Source organism: Pseudomonas sp. 10-1B (assembly GCF_000935045.1).
Lineage (GTDB): Bacteria > Pseudomonadota > Gammaproteobacteria > Pseudomonadales > Pseudomonadaceae > Aquipseudomonas.
In genome coordinates this window covers 19,968-35,711 of sequence record NZ_JYKS01000041.1, presented here as the reverse complement: position 1 = coordinate 35,711, position 15,744 = coordinate 19,968, and the positions used below count along the sequence as shown (strand labels likewise).

14 protein-coding genes are annotated in these 15,744 nt (G+C 63.4%); 6 read left to right on the top strand and 8 right to left on the bottom strand.

The window, feature by feature from the left end; all coding sequences use genetic code 11:
* Nucleotides 1–91: 91 nt before the first annotated feature.
* Entirely contained in the window at nt 92–556 is a 465-nt protein-coding gene (locus TZ03_RS21530; RefSeq protein ID WP_051100300.1) for a CopD family protein, read from the bottom strand.
* 98 nt (nt 557–654) lie between these two features.
* Here TZ03_RS21530 and dinG point away from each other — a divergent pair, with 98 nt between their 5' ends.
* The 5 genes from dinG (at nt 655) to pdxH (ending at nt 8,197) form a co-directional block, all read left to right on the top strand.
* Nucleotides 655–2,799, top strand: a complete 2,145-nt coding sequence (gene dinG / locus TZ03_RS21525; protein ID WP_051100299.1) for an ATP-dependent DNA helicase DinG — start codon at nt 655–657, stop codon at nt 2,797–2,799.
* Nucleotides 2,800–2,879: 80 nt separating this feature from the next.
* A complete protein-coding gene (locus tag TZ03_RS21520; RefSeq protein ID WP_051100298.1) occupies nt 2,880–5,114 on the top strand; it encodes a beta-galactosidase in 2,235 nt (744 codons plus the stop codon).
* A gap of 197 nt (nt 5,115–5,311) precedes the next feature.
* Nucleotides 5,312–6,457 (top strand): serine hydrolase domain-containing protein, encoded by a 1,146-nt coding sequence (locus TZ03_RS21515; RefSeq protein ID WP_051100297.1) that lies wholly within the window; start codon nt 5,312–5,314, stop codon nt 6,455–6,457.
* Between the two features lie 99 nt (nt 6,458–6,556).
* Entirely contained in the window at nt 6,557–7,531 is a 975-nt protein-coding gene (locus TZ03_RS21510) for an OmpA family protein (protein WP_051100296.1), read from the top strand.
* Between the two features lie 18 nt (nt 7,532–7,549).
* Complete coding sequence (gene pdxH, locus TZ03_RS21505) at nt 7,550–8,197, top strand: pyridoxamine 5'-phosphate oxidase (protein WP_051100295.1); 648 nt, start codon at nt 7,550–7,552, stop codon at nt 8,195–8,197.
* A 98-nt stretch (nt 8,198–8,295) separates the two neighbouring features.
* Here the strand turns inward: pdxH and TZ03_RS21500 are convergent, their stop codons facing one another.
* Nucleotides 8,296–8,529, bottom strand: coding sequence for a hypothetical protein (locus TZ03_RS21500; RefSeq protein ID WP_051100294.1), 234 nt, complete (start codon nt 8,527–8,529; stop codon nt 8,296–8,298).
* A 148-nt stretch (nt 8,530–8,677) separates the two neighbouring features.
* Between TZ03_RS21500 and TZ03_RS21495 the strand changes: the two genes are divergently transcribed.
* Nucleotides 8,678–9,142, top strand: coding sequence for a glycine zipper 2TM domain-containing protein (locus TZ03_RS21495; RefSeq protein ID WP_009684613.1), 465 nt, complete (start codon nt 8,678–8,680; stop codon nt 9,140–9,142).
* Between the two features lie 228 nt (nt 9,143–9,370).
* On the opposite strand, the gene TZ03_RS21490 is transcribed toward TZ03_RS21495, so the two are convergent.
* The 6 genes from TZ03_RS21490 to livH form a co-directional block, all read right to left on the bottom strand.
* Nucleotides 9,371–10,978 carry an NAD(P)/FAD-dependent oxidoreductase gene (locus TZ03_RS21490; protein ID WP_051100293.1) on the bottom strand — a complete coding sequence of 536 codons (1,608 nt, stop codon included), beginning with the start codon at nt 10,976–10,978 and terminating at the stop codon, nt 9,371–9,373.
* A gap of 103 nt (nt 10,979–11,081) precedes the next feature.
* Nucleotides 11,082–11,756, bottom strand: coding sequence for a COG3650 family protein (locus TZ03_RS21485; RefSeq protein ID WP_051100292.1), 675 nt, complete (start codon nt 11,754–11,756; stop codon nt 11,082–11,084).
* A gap of 238 nt (nt 11,757–11,994) precedes the next feature.
* Complete coding sequence (locus TZ03_RS21480; protein ID WP_021785841.1) at nt 11,995–12,696, bottom strand: ABC transporter ATP-binding protein; 702 nt, start codon at nt 12,694–12,696, stop codon at nt 11,995–11,997.
* Nucleotides 12,697–13,464, bottom strand: a complete 768-nt coding sequence (livG, locus tag TZ03_RS21475; protein WP_051100291.1) for a high-affinity branched-chain amino acid ABC transporter ATP-binding protein LivG — start codon at nt 13,462–13,464, stop codon at nt 12,697–12,699.
* Nucleotides 13,461–14,717 carry a high-affinity branched-chain amino acid ABC transporter permease LivM gene (locus tag TZ03_RS21470; protein ID WP_051100290.1) on the bottom strand — a complete coding sequence of 419 codons (1,257 nt, stop codon included), beginning with the start codon at nt 14,715–14,717 and terminating at the stop codon, nt 13,461–13,463. Before TZ03_RS21470 ends, livG begins: the two co-directional genes overlap by 4 nt.
* Nucleotides 14,714–15,637, bottom strand: coding sequence for a high-affinity branched-chain amino acid ABC transporter permease LivH (gene livH / locus TZ03_RS21465; RefSeq protein ID WP_025340356.1), 924 nt, complete (start codon nt 15,635–15,637; stop codon nt 14,714–14,716). Before livH ends, TZ03_RS21470 begins: the two co-directional genes overlap by 4 nt.
* Nucleotides 15,638–15,744: the final 107 nt, after the last annotated feature.

Here is a 15,744-nt window from a genome sequence, read left to right as displayed (position 1 = left end):
CAATCGCGACACAAGGCCGCTCCCACAGGTATCGCGCAAACCTTCAGGTTTTGGGCAGGATCGTGGTCCCACAAGGAGGACGTGCTACTTGTCAGAACATCAGCCGCGAACTGGCCACCGCCACCACCGCAATGCCCAGCAGCAGGTTGATCCCTACCATCCGCCGGATCCGCCCCAGCACCGCCGCACCCGCCGGCCAGTCCTCGGCCTGCACCGCCGCCTTCAACTCCGGCAGCAGCAACGCCTGAATGCGCATGAACAGGGCGAACATGGCGATACCCCCACCGATCATCACCTGCACGTACTTAGGCGCGGTTTCGAAGCCGCTGAAGCGCATGTGCAACATGCCGATACCACTTATCGCCAAAACCGCCACGGCCAGCCAGACCCAGCCGAAGAAGCGTCGGAAAACTTCCACCCATAAACGCAGCCGCGCAGGCCCTTCAAGGGCTGCAACCGTTGCCGGGCGCAGCACCAGCCAGGCGAAGAACATGCCGCCGACCCATACCAGGGCGGCCAGGACATGCAGTGTGTAGGGCAGGGCAAAGGCGAGCATCCGGATCTCCATGCGGCACAAAGGGCAATAGCGGGGTATGATAGCCGCCCCATGCGAAACACTGAAAATATATCCAGCCCTCCGGGCGCCTGCAGACCATGATCAGCAACGAACTCAAAGCCACCATCCAGGGCGCCTACACGCGTTTTCTCGAAGCCAAGAGCCTCAAGCCGCGCTATGGCCAGCGCCTGATGATCGCCGAAGTGGCCAAGGTACTCGGCGACATCGCCTGCGACGATGAAGGCCGCCGTGCTGGCGAGCCTGCCGTGGTGGCGGTGGAAGCGGGCACCGGTACCGGCAAGACGGTGGCCTACGCCTTGGCAGCCATTCCGGCCGCCAAGGCCGCCGGTAAGCGCCTGGTGATCGCCACCGCGACCGTGGCCCTGCAGGAGCAGATCGTCTTCAAGGACCTGCCCGACCTGATGCGCAGCAGCGGCCTTAACTTCAGCTTCGCCCTGGCCAAAGGCCGTGGCCGCTACCTGTGCCTGTCCAAGCTCGACATCCTGGTACAGGAAGGCCATGCGCAGTCGTCTCAGGCTCAGTTGCTAGAGGAAGAGGGGTTCCGTATCGACGTTGATGAACGCAGCTTGAAACTGTTCAACAGCATGATCGAGAAATTGGCCGGCAATCGCTGGGATGGCGATCGGGACAGTTGGCCAGAGAACCTGGAGGATGAAGACTGGGCGCGTCTGACTACCGATCACAGCCAGTGCACCGGCCGTCATTGCCCCAACTTCCAGCAATGCGTGTTCTACAAAGCCCGTGAGGGCATGGGCAAGGTCGACGTGATCGTCACCAACCATGACATGGTGCTGGCCGACCTCGCGTTGGGAGGAGGGGCAGTGTTGCCTGCCCCGCGTGACACCATGTATGTGTTCGACGAAGGCCACCATTTGCCGGACAAGGCCATCGGTCACTTCGCCCACTATTCACGGCTGCGCTCTACGGCTGATTGGTTGGAGCAGACTGCCAAGAACCTGACCAAGCTGCTGGCACAGCACCCCTTGCCGGGCGATTTGGGCAAGCTGATCGAGCAGGTCCCTGAACTGGCGCGTGAAATCCGCACCCAGCAACAGTTCATGTTCACCTTGTGTGAGCAAGTGGCGGATTTTCGCCCCGGCGAAGATAACGAAGGCCGCGAGCGCCCCCGTTACCGTTTCCCAGGCGGGGTGGTACCAGAGCAGATCCGCGAAGTGGGCACCGAGCTGAAAAAGGGCTTTGCTCGCCTCAATGATCTGTTCACCCGCTTGACCGATCTTCTCAAGGAAGGCATGGGTGGCGAAGTCAATATTGGCATTGCCAGTCATCAGGCTGAAGAGTGGTACCCGCTGTTCGGTAGCCTGCAAACCCGTGCCCAGGGCAACTGGGAGTTGTGGACGGCCTTTACCATCGAAGACCCGGAAGACAGCCCGCCCATGGCCCGCTGGCTGACCTTGGCCGAGAGCGGTGCGCTGTTCGATATCGAAGTCAATGCAAGCCCCATCCTGGCTGCCGAAATGCTCCGTCGCAGCCTGTGGAGCGTTGCACATGGCGCGCTGGTAACCTCGGCGACACTGACCGCGCTGGGCAAGTTCGACCGCTTCCGCATGCGTTCGGGGTTGCCGCGTGACGCAGTCACCTGCGTGGTACCCAGCCCGTTCGTGCATGGCGATGCCGGCCTGTTGCGGGTCCCCGACCTGAAGGCCGACCCACGCGATGCGGCGGCGCACACCGCGGCAATCATCCGCGAGCTGCCGAACATCGTCGAAGATGCCCGCGGCGCGCTGGTGTTGTTCTCCTCGCGCAAGCAGATGCAGGACGTATTCGACGGCCTGGACCGTGACTGGCGCAAACTGGTGCTGATCCAGGGCAACCTGTCCAAGCAGGAAACCCTGAACAAGCATAAGGCGCGGGTCGACGATGGCCAGCACAGTGTCCTGTTCGGCCTGGCCAGCTTTGCCGAGGGGGTCGACCTGCCTGGCGCCTATTGCGAGCACGTGGTGATCGCCAAGATTCCCTTTGCCGTACCTGACGACCCGGTCGAAGCGGCGCTGGCGGAGTGGATCGAGGCTCGCGGTGGCAACCCGTTCATGGAAATCGCCGTGCCCGACGCCTCGCTGCGCCTGATCCAGGCCTGTGGCCGCCTGCTGCGTACCGAACAGGATCGCGGTGTCATCACCTTGCTTGACCGGCGCCTGGTCACCCAGCGCTACGGCAAGGCTATTCTCAATGCGCTGCCGCCGTTCCGGCGGGAGATTTCCTGACGGCCGGAGTACCTGCTCCGGCGCGTTGTCCATTACTCAGTCCTGGGCTCATGAGGGCCCTGAAGGAGAGCCCCAGCTTTATGGTCCGCCGTGCCCTGCCCGCCGTTTTCGCCCTGTTGTTCAGCTCGCCGTTGCTGGCTGGGCAGCAGACGCTGTTCAGCTTCGTGCGCCCGGCCTCGGTGGTCAATGTGGCAACCGAAGATGCCGGCATGCCGCAGTACAACGCGGAGCAGACGGCCGAGGGCGAGGTACTGCGGCGTGTGGTGTTCAACCCGGCCGAGCGGCCGACCCTGCGCCTGAGCCCGCAAAGCGGTGTGTGGGACTGGTCCGCCGGGCAGTTTCTGACCCTGCGCCTGCAAAGTGCCATGGACTGGGCACTGACCGTGGATGTCACGGTGCTGGGCAGTGATGGCCGCACGCTGACCAGCCGCATCGACCTGCCGGCCGGCCCTGCGCAAACCGTGATGGTGCCGCTGACGGCCAGCTCGCCGCTGAGCCAGGGCATGCGTGCCGGCCCGCCCATGCCCTGGAGCTATGGCGGCCAGCGCCTGCTGCTGACCAGCAGCGCCGGGGCGGTCGACCTCAAGCAGGTGGTCTCGGTCAGCCTGAGCATCCCCAACCCCAAGGTGGCGCAGAATCTGCTGATCGAGCGGGTGGGTATCCAGGATGACGACCAGGCCTACCAGGCGGCTTACCACCAGTTGATCGATGCCTACGGTCAGTCCACCCGCGGGCATTGGCCAGAAAAGGTCGCCAATGATGAGCAACTCAAGGCTGCCGATGCGCGTGAACAGCAACAGCTCAAGGGCTGGCTGGCAGAGCGTGGCAAACAGCGACTGGACCCTTACGGCGGCCTGCTGGCCGGGCCGGCGTTCGAGGCCAAGGGCTTCTTCCGCACAGAGAAACGTGACGGCCGCTGGTATCTGGTAACTCCGCAGGGGCATCCGTTCTATTCCCTGGGGGTGAATGCGGTGGCCGCGGATGGCGGGCGTACCTATGTCGCCGGGCGTGAAGGCATGTTCAAGGCCTTGCCCGGCGAGGGCGATGCACTGGCCGCGTTCTATGGCGAAGGCAATAACGACGACGGCAATACCTCGTCGCAAGGGCGCAACTTCAAACAGGGACGCTGGTTCGACTTCTATGCCGCCAACGTGCAGCGCACCTACGGCAAATCCTGCCTGCCTGCAGTGGAGGGGCAGCCGGCAAACTGTCCGCCGCTGGTGCTGGATGCCGCCCGTTGGCAGGCGCATGCGCTCGACCGTTTGCAGGCCTGGGGTTTCAACACGGTCGGCAACTGGAGCGAGCCAGCCCTGGGCCAGGCCAAGCGCATGCCGTATACCTTGCCGCTGTCGATCGTGGGTGATTACACCAGCATCAGCACCGGCATGGACTGGTGGGGCAGCATGCCAGACCCGTTCGACCCGCGTTTTGCCATGGCCACCGAACGCGCCGTGGCCATCGCTGCCCGCGATCACCGGGACGACCCCTGGCTGATCGGCTATTTCGCCGACAACGAGCTGGCCTGGGCCGCCCCGGGTAGCGACGCCAAGGCCCGCTACGGCTTGGCCTACGGCACCTTGCGCCTGACCACCGATGTGCCGGCCAAGCGCGCCTTCCTCAAGCAGTTGCGGGACAAATACCGCAACCAGGAGGGGTTGTCCAAGGCCTGGGGCATCGAGCTGACCGCCTGGGAACTGATGGAAGACCCAGGCTTCGAGGCGCCATTGCCCAGCCCGGAACACCCGGAAATCGAACGTGACTACCAGCATTTCCAGCAGGTATTCGCCGAGACTTACTTCAAGACCATTTCCGATTCATTGAAGTGGCATGCCCCCAACCACCTGCTGCTCGGTGGCCGCTATGCCGTCAGCACGCCGGAGGCGGTCAAGGCCTGCGCTGAGTTCTGCGATGTGCTCAGTTTCAACTTCTATACCCTCAAGCCGCAGGACGGTTATGACTTCGCCCGCCTGGCCGAGCTGGACAAGCCGGTGCTGGTGTCCGAGTTCCAGTTCGGTTCGCGTGATCGCGGGCCGTTCTGGCCTGGGCCGCTGGAAGTGGCGCGTGAAGAAGACCGCGGCCCGGCCTACGGCAACTTCCTCAAGGCGGCCCTGGCGCAACCGATGATCGTTGGCGCGCACTGGTTCCAGTACCTCGACCAGCCGGCCAGCGGGCGCCTGCTCGATGGCGAGAACGGCCACCTAGGGCTGGTGGCGATCACCGATATGCCGTACCCGGGGTTTGTCGATGCCGTGCGCAAGAGCAACCTGCAGGTGATGAGCCAGCTTCGCGCCGAGCTGGAAAAGCCTGCTCCCTAAGACAAGGCTGACGCGGGTAATGCCAGTCAGTTAAGCGATTGGGGCCGCTTTGCGGCCCAATCGCGACACAAGGCCGCTCCCACAGGGAATGCGCTTTACCGTTCATCGCGACCATCTGGCCCAAGCCAGTTTGCAAAACGCCAAACTACTGAAACAATGCACACCATTTTTTGGAAATGTCGTACGGAGAACAGAGGGTGCAGATCCAGGGTCACTATGAGCTGAAGTTCGAAGCCGTGCGCGAAGCTTTCGCCGCGGTGTTCGATGATCCCCAGGAGCGTGGCGCCGCGCTGTGCATCCAGGTCGGTGGTGAAACCGTCGTCGACCTGTGGGCCGGCAGTGCCGACAAGGATGGCCAGCAGGCCTGGCACAGCGACACCATCGCCAACCTGTTCTCCTGCACCAAGACCTTCACCGCCGTCACCGCCTTGCAGCTGGTCGGCGAGGGCAAGCTGGCGCTGGACGCCCCGGTGGCCAACTATTGGCCCGAGTTCGCCCAAGCCGGTAAACAGTCGATCACCCTGCGCCAACTGCTCAGCCACCGCGCCGGCCTGCCGGCCATCCGTGAGCTGCTGCCAGCCGAAGCCTTGTATGACTGGCAGGCCATGGTCGATGCTCTGGCTACCGAAACGCCGTGGTGGACACCAGGTAGCGAACACGGTTACGCCGCCATCACCTACGGCTGGCTGATTGGTGAACTGATCCGCCGTGCCGACGGCCGTGGCCCCGGCGACTCGATCGTGGCCCGTACAGCTCGCCCGTTGGGGCTGGATTTTCATGTTGGCCTGGCGGACGAAGAGTTTCACCGCGTGGCGCATATCGCCCGCGGCAAGGGCAACCCCGGTGATGCAGCGGCGCAGCGCTTGCTGCAGGTGACCATGCGCGAGCCCGAGGCACTGTCGACCCGTGCCTTCACCAACCCGCCGGCGATCCTGACCAGCACCAACAAACCGGAATGGCGGCGCATGCAGCAGCCAGCGGCCAATGGCCACGGCAATGCACGCAGCCTGGCAGGCTTCTATGCCGGGTTGCTGGACGGCAGCCTGCTCGAATCCGAACTGCTCGACGAACTGACCCGCGAGCACAGCCTTGGCCAGGACCGCACCTTGCTCACCCAGACCCGCTTCGGCCTGGGCTGCATGCTCGACCAACCCGACGTGGCCAATGCCACCTTTGGCCTTGGTGCCCGTGCCTTCGGCCACCCTGGTGCCGGCGGCTCGGTCGGCTTCGCCGACCCGGAGCACGATGTGGCCTTCGGTTTCGTGGTCAATACCCTTGGCCCTTATGTGCTGATGGACCCACGCGCGCAGAAACTGGTACGCGTCCTTGGCAGTTGCCTTTGATCGGGTAATGCGGGTATTGCCCCCCCTGTTTGACTATTCTCAATGCCAACGCCTGAAGTGTGTAGGCAAAATTTCTTTCTATTTCATGGTGTATCGCTGATGTCTTCACATAAAACCTTAGCACTCGCCCTGTGCCTGACCGCCGTGACCGGCTGCGCCAGCCACTCCCAGGACGCTTCGAAGGGCAGCGAATCGAGCTGGTGGCCCTTTGGTTCGGACAAGGTTGCCGAGCAGGAAGTGAAGGAAGCTGTCACCGAGAAAGTGGCCAAGGCCGATGCCAAGTCGGAAAGCGCCAGCCGCTGGTGGTGGCCGTTTGGTGGTGACGACAAGCAAGCCAAGGGGGGCGTGCCGAAGATCGACCAGAAGGCCACCCAGGCCTGGCTGGACGAGTACGAGCCCAAGCTGCGCGAGGCGATCAAGGACAGCAAGCTGGAGTTGGAACGCCGCGACAACGTGCTGGCCGTGACTATCCCGGTGGATGGTTCGTACAACCCCGATCGCCCGAACATGCTGCTGCCCATGAGCCTGGGCCCGATCACCCGTGTGGCCAAGACCGTCGAAGGCGACCCCAAGACTGCCGTGCTGGTACTGGGCCATGCCGACAGCAGCGGTGTTGCGGCCGCCAACCAGAAGCTCAGCCTGGAGCGCGCCGCTTCGGTGTCGGCGATCTTCCGCCTCAGTGGCCTGCAGCGTGACCGCCTGACCCTCAAGGGTATGGGTTCGGTCATGCCGCGCGCCGCCAACGACAGCGCCGAGGGCCGTGCCCTGAACCGCCGTGTGGAAATGCTGCTGACCCCGCAGAACACCATGGTCGCACTGCTGGCCAAGTACCAGCAGGCCACCCCGGCACCAACCCCGGCCTCGATGGTGGCGGTGCAGGATGCCAAGGCGCCTGTTGCCAAGGCTGCCGACAGCAAGCCAGCAGCCAAGCCAGCGGCGAAGAAGCCTGTTGCCAAGGCCAAGGCACCTGCCAAGACTGTTGCCAAGAAAAAAGCCGCGCCGGTCAAACCCGCCGCCAAGAAAGCTACCGCTGACAAGAAAGTAGCTGCCAACAGCCCTGCGAAGACCAACTGATCGTCAAGGAACGCAGCAATGACCCAATCCCTGGCCGATATGCGCCGCGACTACACCCGTGATGGCCTGACCGAAGCTCAGGCCCCGGGGGAGCCGTTCGCCCTGTTCCACCAGTGGTTTGCCGAGGCGGTGAAGACCGAGCAGGTACCGGTGGAGGCCAACGCCATGACCCTGGCCACTGTCGACGGCGAAGGTCGTCCCCACTGCCGCGTCTTGCTGTTGAAGGGGCTCGATGAGCAGGGCTTCACCTTCTTCACCAACTACGACAGCGCCAAGGGCCAGCAACTGCAGGCCAATCCGTTTGCCGCCATGACCTTCTTCTGGCCGGCGCTGGAGCGTCAGGTGCGCATCGAAGGGCGAGTGGTAAAGGTTACGGCGCAGGAGTCGGATGCCTACTACCAGGTGCGCCCACTGGGCAGCCGCCTGGGAGCCTGGGCTTCGCCGCAGAGCCGGGTGATTGCCGGGCGTGAGGAACTGGAAGGCCTGGTGAAGGCCACCGAGGCGCGTTTCTCCGACACCCAGCCGCATTGCCCGGAGCACTGGGGCGGGTATCGTTTGCTGCCCGAGCGTATCGAGTTCTGGCAGGGGCGGGCAAGCCGCCTGCATGACCGGCTGAACTATCGCTTGGTCGATGGGCAATGGCTGCGGGAGCGGCTGGCGCCCTGAGATCCAGGGGCCGCTTTGCGGCCCAATCGCGACACAAGGCCGCCCCACAGGTTAAATCCGCATTTCATCTGTGGGAGCGGCCTTGCGTCGCGATCAGGCTACCCCGAATACCCCTCCGCCTCCCGCTCCAACCACCCCGCCAACTGCTTGCGTCCAACCTTCTCCACCCGCGCCTGCTCCAGCTTCTGCAGCATGTATTCGCGCTTCCCGGGATCGGCGCCGGCCAGCGACAACGCCAGGTCACGGTCCATCCAGCGGCGCATGCGTACATACAACCACCAGTGGAAATACAGCCCCGCAACGGTGGTGACCACGACGATGAAGTAATCCATGGCTATCCTTGGTCTCACTTGAAAGGCCAGTGGCACAACCTGCACGGGCTGTACCTCGGCTGAATGAAAACAATTTTATTACGTTTGTACCGTGACAGCCGTCAACGTGCAGCGTCTAATGAACAACTGACTTATGGAGACTTTACCCATGCGTAAATCCGCTTTGCTGGTGGCGACCTTTACCACCATGTCGCTGCTGCTGGGGGGCTGTGCCTCGAGCCTGACCGGTGATAGCTACTCCCGTGACGAGGCCCGCCGTGTGCAAACCGTGCGCATGGGCACCATCGAGTCCCTGCGTCCGGTCAAGATCGAAGGTACCAAGACCCCGATCGGCGGTGGCGCTGGCGCCATCGTGGGTGGCGTTGCCGGTAGCGCCGTAGGCGGTGGTCGTGGCAGCATCGTGGCTGCGGTGATTGGTGCCGTTGCCGGTGGCTTGGCCGGTTCCGCCGCCGAAGAAGGCCTGACCCGTACCCAAGGTGTCGAGATCACAGTGCGAGAAGACGATGGCAGCATGCGCGCCTACGTGCAGGCTGTGCAGGAGAATGAAATCTTCCGTGTCGGCGACCGCGTGCGCATCATGACTGTTGACGGTACCAGCCGCGTTTCGCACTGAGCGTAACGCAACAACAGAAAACCCCGACCTGGCTACTCGCCAGTCGGGGTTTTTTCATGCTTCCGGCATAATCACTACTGCCCTGTGGGAGCAACCGTCTTGTATTGCCTGGACCGGCCTCATCGCCGGCAAGCCAGCTCCCACAGGTACTGCACAGGGGCTTGAGGCCTATGCGGTCGAGGTGGGAGCGGGTTTACCCGCGAAGAGGCCATGGCTGGCGATACAGGATTAAAGGCCGAGCATATCCCGCGCCACTGCCTCGGCAATGCGAATGCCATCGACACCCGCCGACAGAATCCCGCCCGCATACCCAGCCCCTTCACCTGCCGGGAACAGCCCCTTGAGGTTCAGGCTCTGGTAATCCTCACCCCGGGTAATCCGCAGCGGCGACGAGGTCCGCGTCTCGATCCCGGTCAGCACCGCATCATGCAGGTTGTAGCCCTTGATCTGCCGGTCGAACGCCGGCAGCGCTTCACGGATCGCCTCGATGGCGAAGTCCGGCAGGCTCGGTGCCAGGTCGCCCAGGGTAACACCCGGCTTGTAGGACGGCTCGACACTGCCCAGCGCGGTCGATGGCCGGCCAGCTACAAAGTCGCCCACCAATTGCGCGGGCGCCTGGTAGTTGCTGCCACCCATCACATAGGCGTGGGCTTCCAGGCGCTCCTGCAGTTCGATACCGGCCAGCGGGCCTCCCGGGTAGTCGCGCTCGGGGTCGATACCGACGACGATACCGGAGTTGGCGTTGCGCTCGTTACGCGAGTACTGGCTCATGCCATTGGTGACCACCCGGCCCGGCTCGCTGGTGGCAGCGACCACGGTGCCACCCGGGCACATGCAGAAGCTGTACACCGAACGGCCATTCTTGGCGTGGTACACCAGCTTGTAGTCGGCGGCGCCGAGTTTCGGGTGGCCGGCGTACTTGCCCAGGCGCGCCTTGTCGATCAGCGTTTGCGGGTGCTCGATACGGAAGCCCACCGAGAACGGCTTGGCTTCCATGTACACGCCCTTGGCATGCAGCATGCGGAAAGTGTCGCGAGCACTGTGGCCCAGTGCCAGGACCACATGGCGCGAGTGCAGCTGTTCGCCGCTCTCCAGCACCACACCGGTCAGTTGGCCGTCTTCGATCAGCAGGTCGGTGACCTTCTGCTGGAAGCGTACTTCGGCACCGAGGGCGATCATGTCCTGGCGCATTTGCTCGACCATGCCGGTGAGGCGGAAGGTACCGATGTGCGGCTTGTTGATGTAGAGGATCTCGTCCGGCGCACCGGCCTTGACGAATTCCTCCAGCACCTTGCGGCCGTGATGCTGCGGGTCCTTGATCTGGCTGTACAGCTTGCCGTCGGAGAAGGTACCGGCGCCGCCTTCGCCGAACTGCACGTTGGATTCGGGGTTGAGCACGCTCTTGCGCCACAGGCCCCAGGTGTCCTTGGTGCGCTGGCGCACTTCCTTGCCACGTTCGAGGATGATCGGCTTGAAGCCCATCTGCGCCAGCAAGAGGCCGGCGAAGATGCCGCACGGGCCGAAACCGACCACGATCGGGCGCTCCTGCAGGCCAGCCGGGGCCTGGCCAACGAACTTGTAGGTTACGTCCGGGGCTGGGCCGATGTTGCGATCGTCGGCGAACTTGCCGAGCAATTCGGCTTCGTTGCTGGCTTCCAGGTCGATGGTGTAGATGAACAGCAGCTCGCTGTTCTTCTTGCGCGCATCGTAGCTGCGCTTGAACAGGTTGAAGCTGAGCAGTTGCTCGTCGCGAATGCCCAGACGCTGGACGATGGCTTCGCGCAGGGCTTCATCGGGATGGTCCAGGGGCAGCTTCAGTTCGGTGATTCGTAGCATGGCAGGGTCCAGTATCCCGGCCATGGGCGGCCGGCGGCTTTACACAAACCGCCAAGTATAAGCTGTTCGCCGCCCCGACTGGCAGGATAAAAGCGCCCGGCGATCAGTTGTCGCGCGCGCCGCCGTAGTAACCGCAACCCTGCAGGGTCTTACCGTCGATGCGCAGCTCGGCGCGCAGGTGCCGGATGGCGCCGGTGGCAATGTCCACGCAGCGTTGTGGCGCGACCCACAGCTCGACATGCTGGCCGTTGGCTTCACTGGTCAAGGTCAGGCCGCCGCCCGGTACTTCTTCTTCCAGGAAGGGCAGGGGCAAGGGGGGCTGGCCGACACGGTTGAGTACCATGCCTTTGCCGCTGGCCTTGATGTCCCAGCCCGGCTCGTGGCCGTTGGCACGCAGGGTCAGTTGCTTGAAGTTGGGGTCTTCGCAGGCGCGGGGGGAAGGTTCAAGGCGATACAGGCGGCGCACTTCCAGCTGACCGTCGTTGTTGGCCTGCTTGTTACCGGTGAGGCGCCCACGGACATCGGCGAACAGCTTGTCGTTGGCGTCCTCGGCGAGGTTGGCGGCTTCCTGCAGGATGCCCGTGGCGGCGACGTCGTTGACCACGAAGGTGCGGTTTTCGCTGCACGGCTTGAACAGCAGCTGGCCCCCAGCGGCACGCAGTTCGCCCTGCATGCGCGTGGTGCCGATGTTCGGGTCGCTGGGGGCGTCAGCCATGAGCTGGCAGCCGGCGAACAGGGGCAGCAGGGCAGTGAGCAGCAGGGTGGGGGTGAGGCGCATGGGGCGGGCTCCGGGGATCTTTGCCGTGAAAGCTGGCCACGTTACGCAGGCTGGTGGCGGATCTCAAGTTAATGGTTACCTGTTCCGGCCCTATCGCCGGCAAGCCGGCTCCCACAGGTACACCACAGGCCTTCAGACTTGCAGATTACCTGTGGGAGCTGGCTTGCCAGCGATAGGGCCGGAACAGGCGATACACATTCGGCAGGCAGAGAAAAGGGCCCGAAGGCCCTTTCCCTGATCAACCCCCCAGATACGCGTCGCGCACCTTCGGGTCGGTCAACAGCGCTTCGCCGGTACCCTGCATCACCACCCGGCCGTTCTCCAGCACATAGGCCCGGTCAGCGATCTTCAGCGCCTGGTTGGCGTTCTGCTCCACCAGGAACACGGTCACGCCATCGCGGCGCAACTGTTCGATGATGTCGAAGATCTGCTGGATGATGATCGGCGCCAGGCCCAGCGACGGCTCGTCGAGCAGCAGCAGCTTGGGCTTGCTCATCAGCGCCCGGCCAATGGCGAGCATTTGCTGCTCGCCACCGGACATGGTGCCACCACGCTGCATGTAACGTTCCTTCAGGCGCGGGAACAGCTGCAACACCTTGTCCAGTTGCTCCTGGTAGTCGCCCTTGTCGGTGAAGAAACCGCCCATCGCCAGGTTTTCCTCGACGGTCAGGCGGGCGAACACGCGGCGGCCTTCGGGGACCACGGCAATGCTCTTGCGCATGATGTGCGAGGACGGCTGGCCGACCAGTTCTTCACCCAGGTACTTGATGCTGCCGCTGTGCGCCTGCGGCGAGCCGCACAGGGTCATCAGCAAGGTCGACTTGCCGGCACCGTTGGCGCCGATCAGGGTGACGATCTCGCCTTGGTTGATCTCCACGTTGACGCTGTGCAGCGCCTGGATCTTGCCGTAGAAGGTGGAAACGTTCTCGAACTTCAACATTTACGCTTCCCCCAGGTAGGCTTTGATCACGTCAGGGTTGTCGCGGATCTCTTCCGGCGTGCCGTGGGCCAGGGGGGTGCCCTGGTTGATCACCACGATATGGTCGGAAATGCTCATCACCAGCTTCATGTCATGCTCGATCAGCAGCACGGTGACGTTGTGCGACTCACGCAGGTAGGCGATCAGCGCCTTGAGGTCTTCGGTCTCCTTCGGGTTCAGGCCCGCGGCAGGTTCGTCGAGCATGATGATGCGTGGTTGGGTCATCATGCAGCGGGCGATTTCCAGGCGGCGCTGCTGGCCGTAGGCGAGGGTGCCAGCGGTACGGTTGGCGAAATCGGTCAGGTTGACCTTCTCCAGCCAATACTGCGCGCGCTCCATGGCCTCTTTCTCGCTGCGGCGGAAGCTCGGGGTCTTGAGCAGGCCGGCGAAGAAGTTGGTGTTCAGGTGGCGGTGCTGGGCGATCAGCAGGTTTTCCAGCGCGGTCATTTCCTTGAACAGGCGCACGTTCTGGAAGGTCCGCACCACGCCCTTGCGGGCGATCTGGTGGCCGGCCAGGCCCTGGATCGGCTGGCCATCGAGCAGGATGGTGCCGCCGCTGGGCTTGTAGAAGCCGGTCAGGCAGTTGAACACGGTGGTCTTGCCGGCACCGTTCGGGCCGATCAGCGCCACCACCTGTTTTTCCTTGACGGTCAGGCCCACGCCGTTGACCGCCAACAAGCCGCCGAAGCGCATGCTCAGGCCGCTGACTTGCAGAATTTCGCGGCTCATCGACGCAGCTCCATGTGTGGGCGTTGCATAGGCAGCAGGCCTTGCGGACGCCAGATCATCATCAACACCATCAGCGCACCGAACATCAGCATCCGATATTCGCTGAACTCACGCATCAGCTCGGGCAGCAGGATCATCACGATGGCCGCGAGGATCACGCCCAGTTGTGAGCCCATGCCGCCGAGCACGACGATGGCGAGGATGATCGCCGACTCGATGAAGGTGAACGACTCGGGTGTCACCAACCCTTGGCGGGCGGCGAAGAAGCTGCCGGCGAAACCGGCGAAGCAGGCACCCAGGGTGAACGCCGAGAGCTTGATCACGGTCGGGTTCAGGCCCAGTGCGCGGCAGGCGATCTCGTCTTCGCGCAGGGCTTCCCAGGCGCGGCCGATCGGCATGCGCAGCAGGCGGTTGATCACGAACAGCGCCAGCAGGGCCAGCAGCAGGGCCACCAGGTACAGGAAGATGACCTTGTTGATCGAGTTGTATTGCAGCCCGAAGAACTCGTGGAAGGTCTGCATGCCCTCGGCGGCGCGGCGCTCGAAGGTGAGGCCGAAAAGTTCCGGTTTAGGGATGTTGCTGATGCCGTTGGGGCCGCCGGTCCAGTCGGTGAGGTTGCGCAGGAACAGGCGGATGATCTCGCCGAAGCCAAGGGTCACGATCGCCAGGTAGTCACCGCGCAGGCGCAGCACCGGGAAGCCGAGCAGGAAGCCGAAGATAGCGGCCATCAGGCCAGCGATCGGCAGGCACACCCAGAAGCTCCAGCCCAGGTAGTGCGAGAGCATGGCGTAGCTGTAGGCGCCGACCGCGTAGAAGCCGACGTAACCCAGGTCGAGCAGGCCCGCCAGGCCGACCACGATGTTCAGGCCCAGGCCCAGCAACACGTAGATCAGGATCAGCGTGGCAATGTCGACCGCCCCGCGCGAGCCGAAGAACGGCCACACCAGGGCCACGACGACCAGCCCCAGGATCACCCAGCGCTGGGTTTTCGGCAGGGTCAGGTAGTTGCTGACGGCGGGCGGGACCAGCTTGCGATCCGAACGGCGACGTATCACCGAGTTCCACTGCCTGTCGAACAGCACGCGCAGGAACATCAGGACCGAGCACACGGCGATGATGCTGATGGTGAACGAGCCTTGGCTGTGCACGATCAGGCTGATGCCGTCGATGCTCAGTTTCAGGCCCAGCACTGGGAAGGCCACAGCCCATACCAGCAAGGCGCTGAAGAACGCCTGTTTGAGATTTCTGTTCATACTTTTTCAACCTCCGGGCGGCCCAGGATGCCGGTCGGCCGGAACAGCAGGACAAGAACCAATAAGCCGAATGCCACTACGTCCTTGTACTGGTCGCCGAAGATATCGGCGCCGAAGGCTTCGGCCACGCCCAGCACCAGCCCGCCGAGCATGGCGCCCGGGATGCTGCCGATGCCACCCAGCACCGCCGCGGTGAAGGCCTTCAGGCCTACCAGGAAACCGGCGTTGGGGTTGATCACCCCGTACTGCATGCTCAGCAGCACGGCCGCCACCGCCGCCAAGGCGGCACCGATGACGAAGGTGAGGGCGATGATGTTGTTGGTGTTGATGCCCAGCAGGTTGGCCATCTTGATGTCCTCGGCGCAGGCACGGCAGGCGCGGCCCAGGCGGGAACGGGAGATGAACAGGGTGAGGCAGGTCATGGCCACCAGGGTGACCACGAACACCAGGATCTGCATGTAGCTGATCAGGACTTCTTCAGCACCGCCTGGCCCGAACGAGAAGCTGCCGGGGATCAGGTTGGGGATGGATTTGTCCTTGGAGTCTTGCGACAGCAAGACGGTGTTCTGCAGGAAGATCGACATGCCGATGGCGGAAATCAGCGGAATCAAGCGGTTGCTGTTGCGCAGGGGGCGGTAGGCAACCCGTTCGATGCTGTAGCCATAGGCACTGGTGACGAAGATCGTCGCGACGAAGGCGACGGTCATCAGGATCGGCAGCGAATGGATACCCATCATGGCCAGGCCCGCGAGGGCAATGAAGGCCACATAGGAACCGATCATGTACACCTCGCCGTGGGCGAAGTTGATCATGCCAATGATGCCGTACACCATCGTGTAGCCGATGGCGATCAAGGCATAGGTGCTGCCGATGGTCAATCCATTAACCAGTTGTTGGAAGAAATGGTAGATCTCAGGCATTACAGCGCTCCTAAAAACCTGATTTGCATTTCGCTGGCGGGGGTACGGCCAGGAAACCGCGGGTGACGGTTTTAAGATTTTCAGGTGAGCCCGCCCCCGGATCGCGG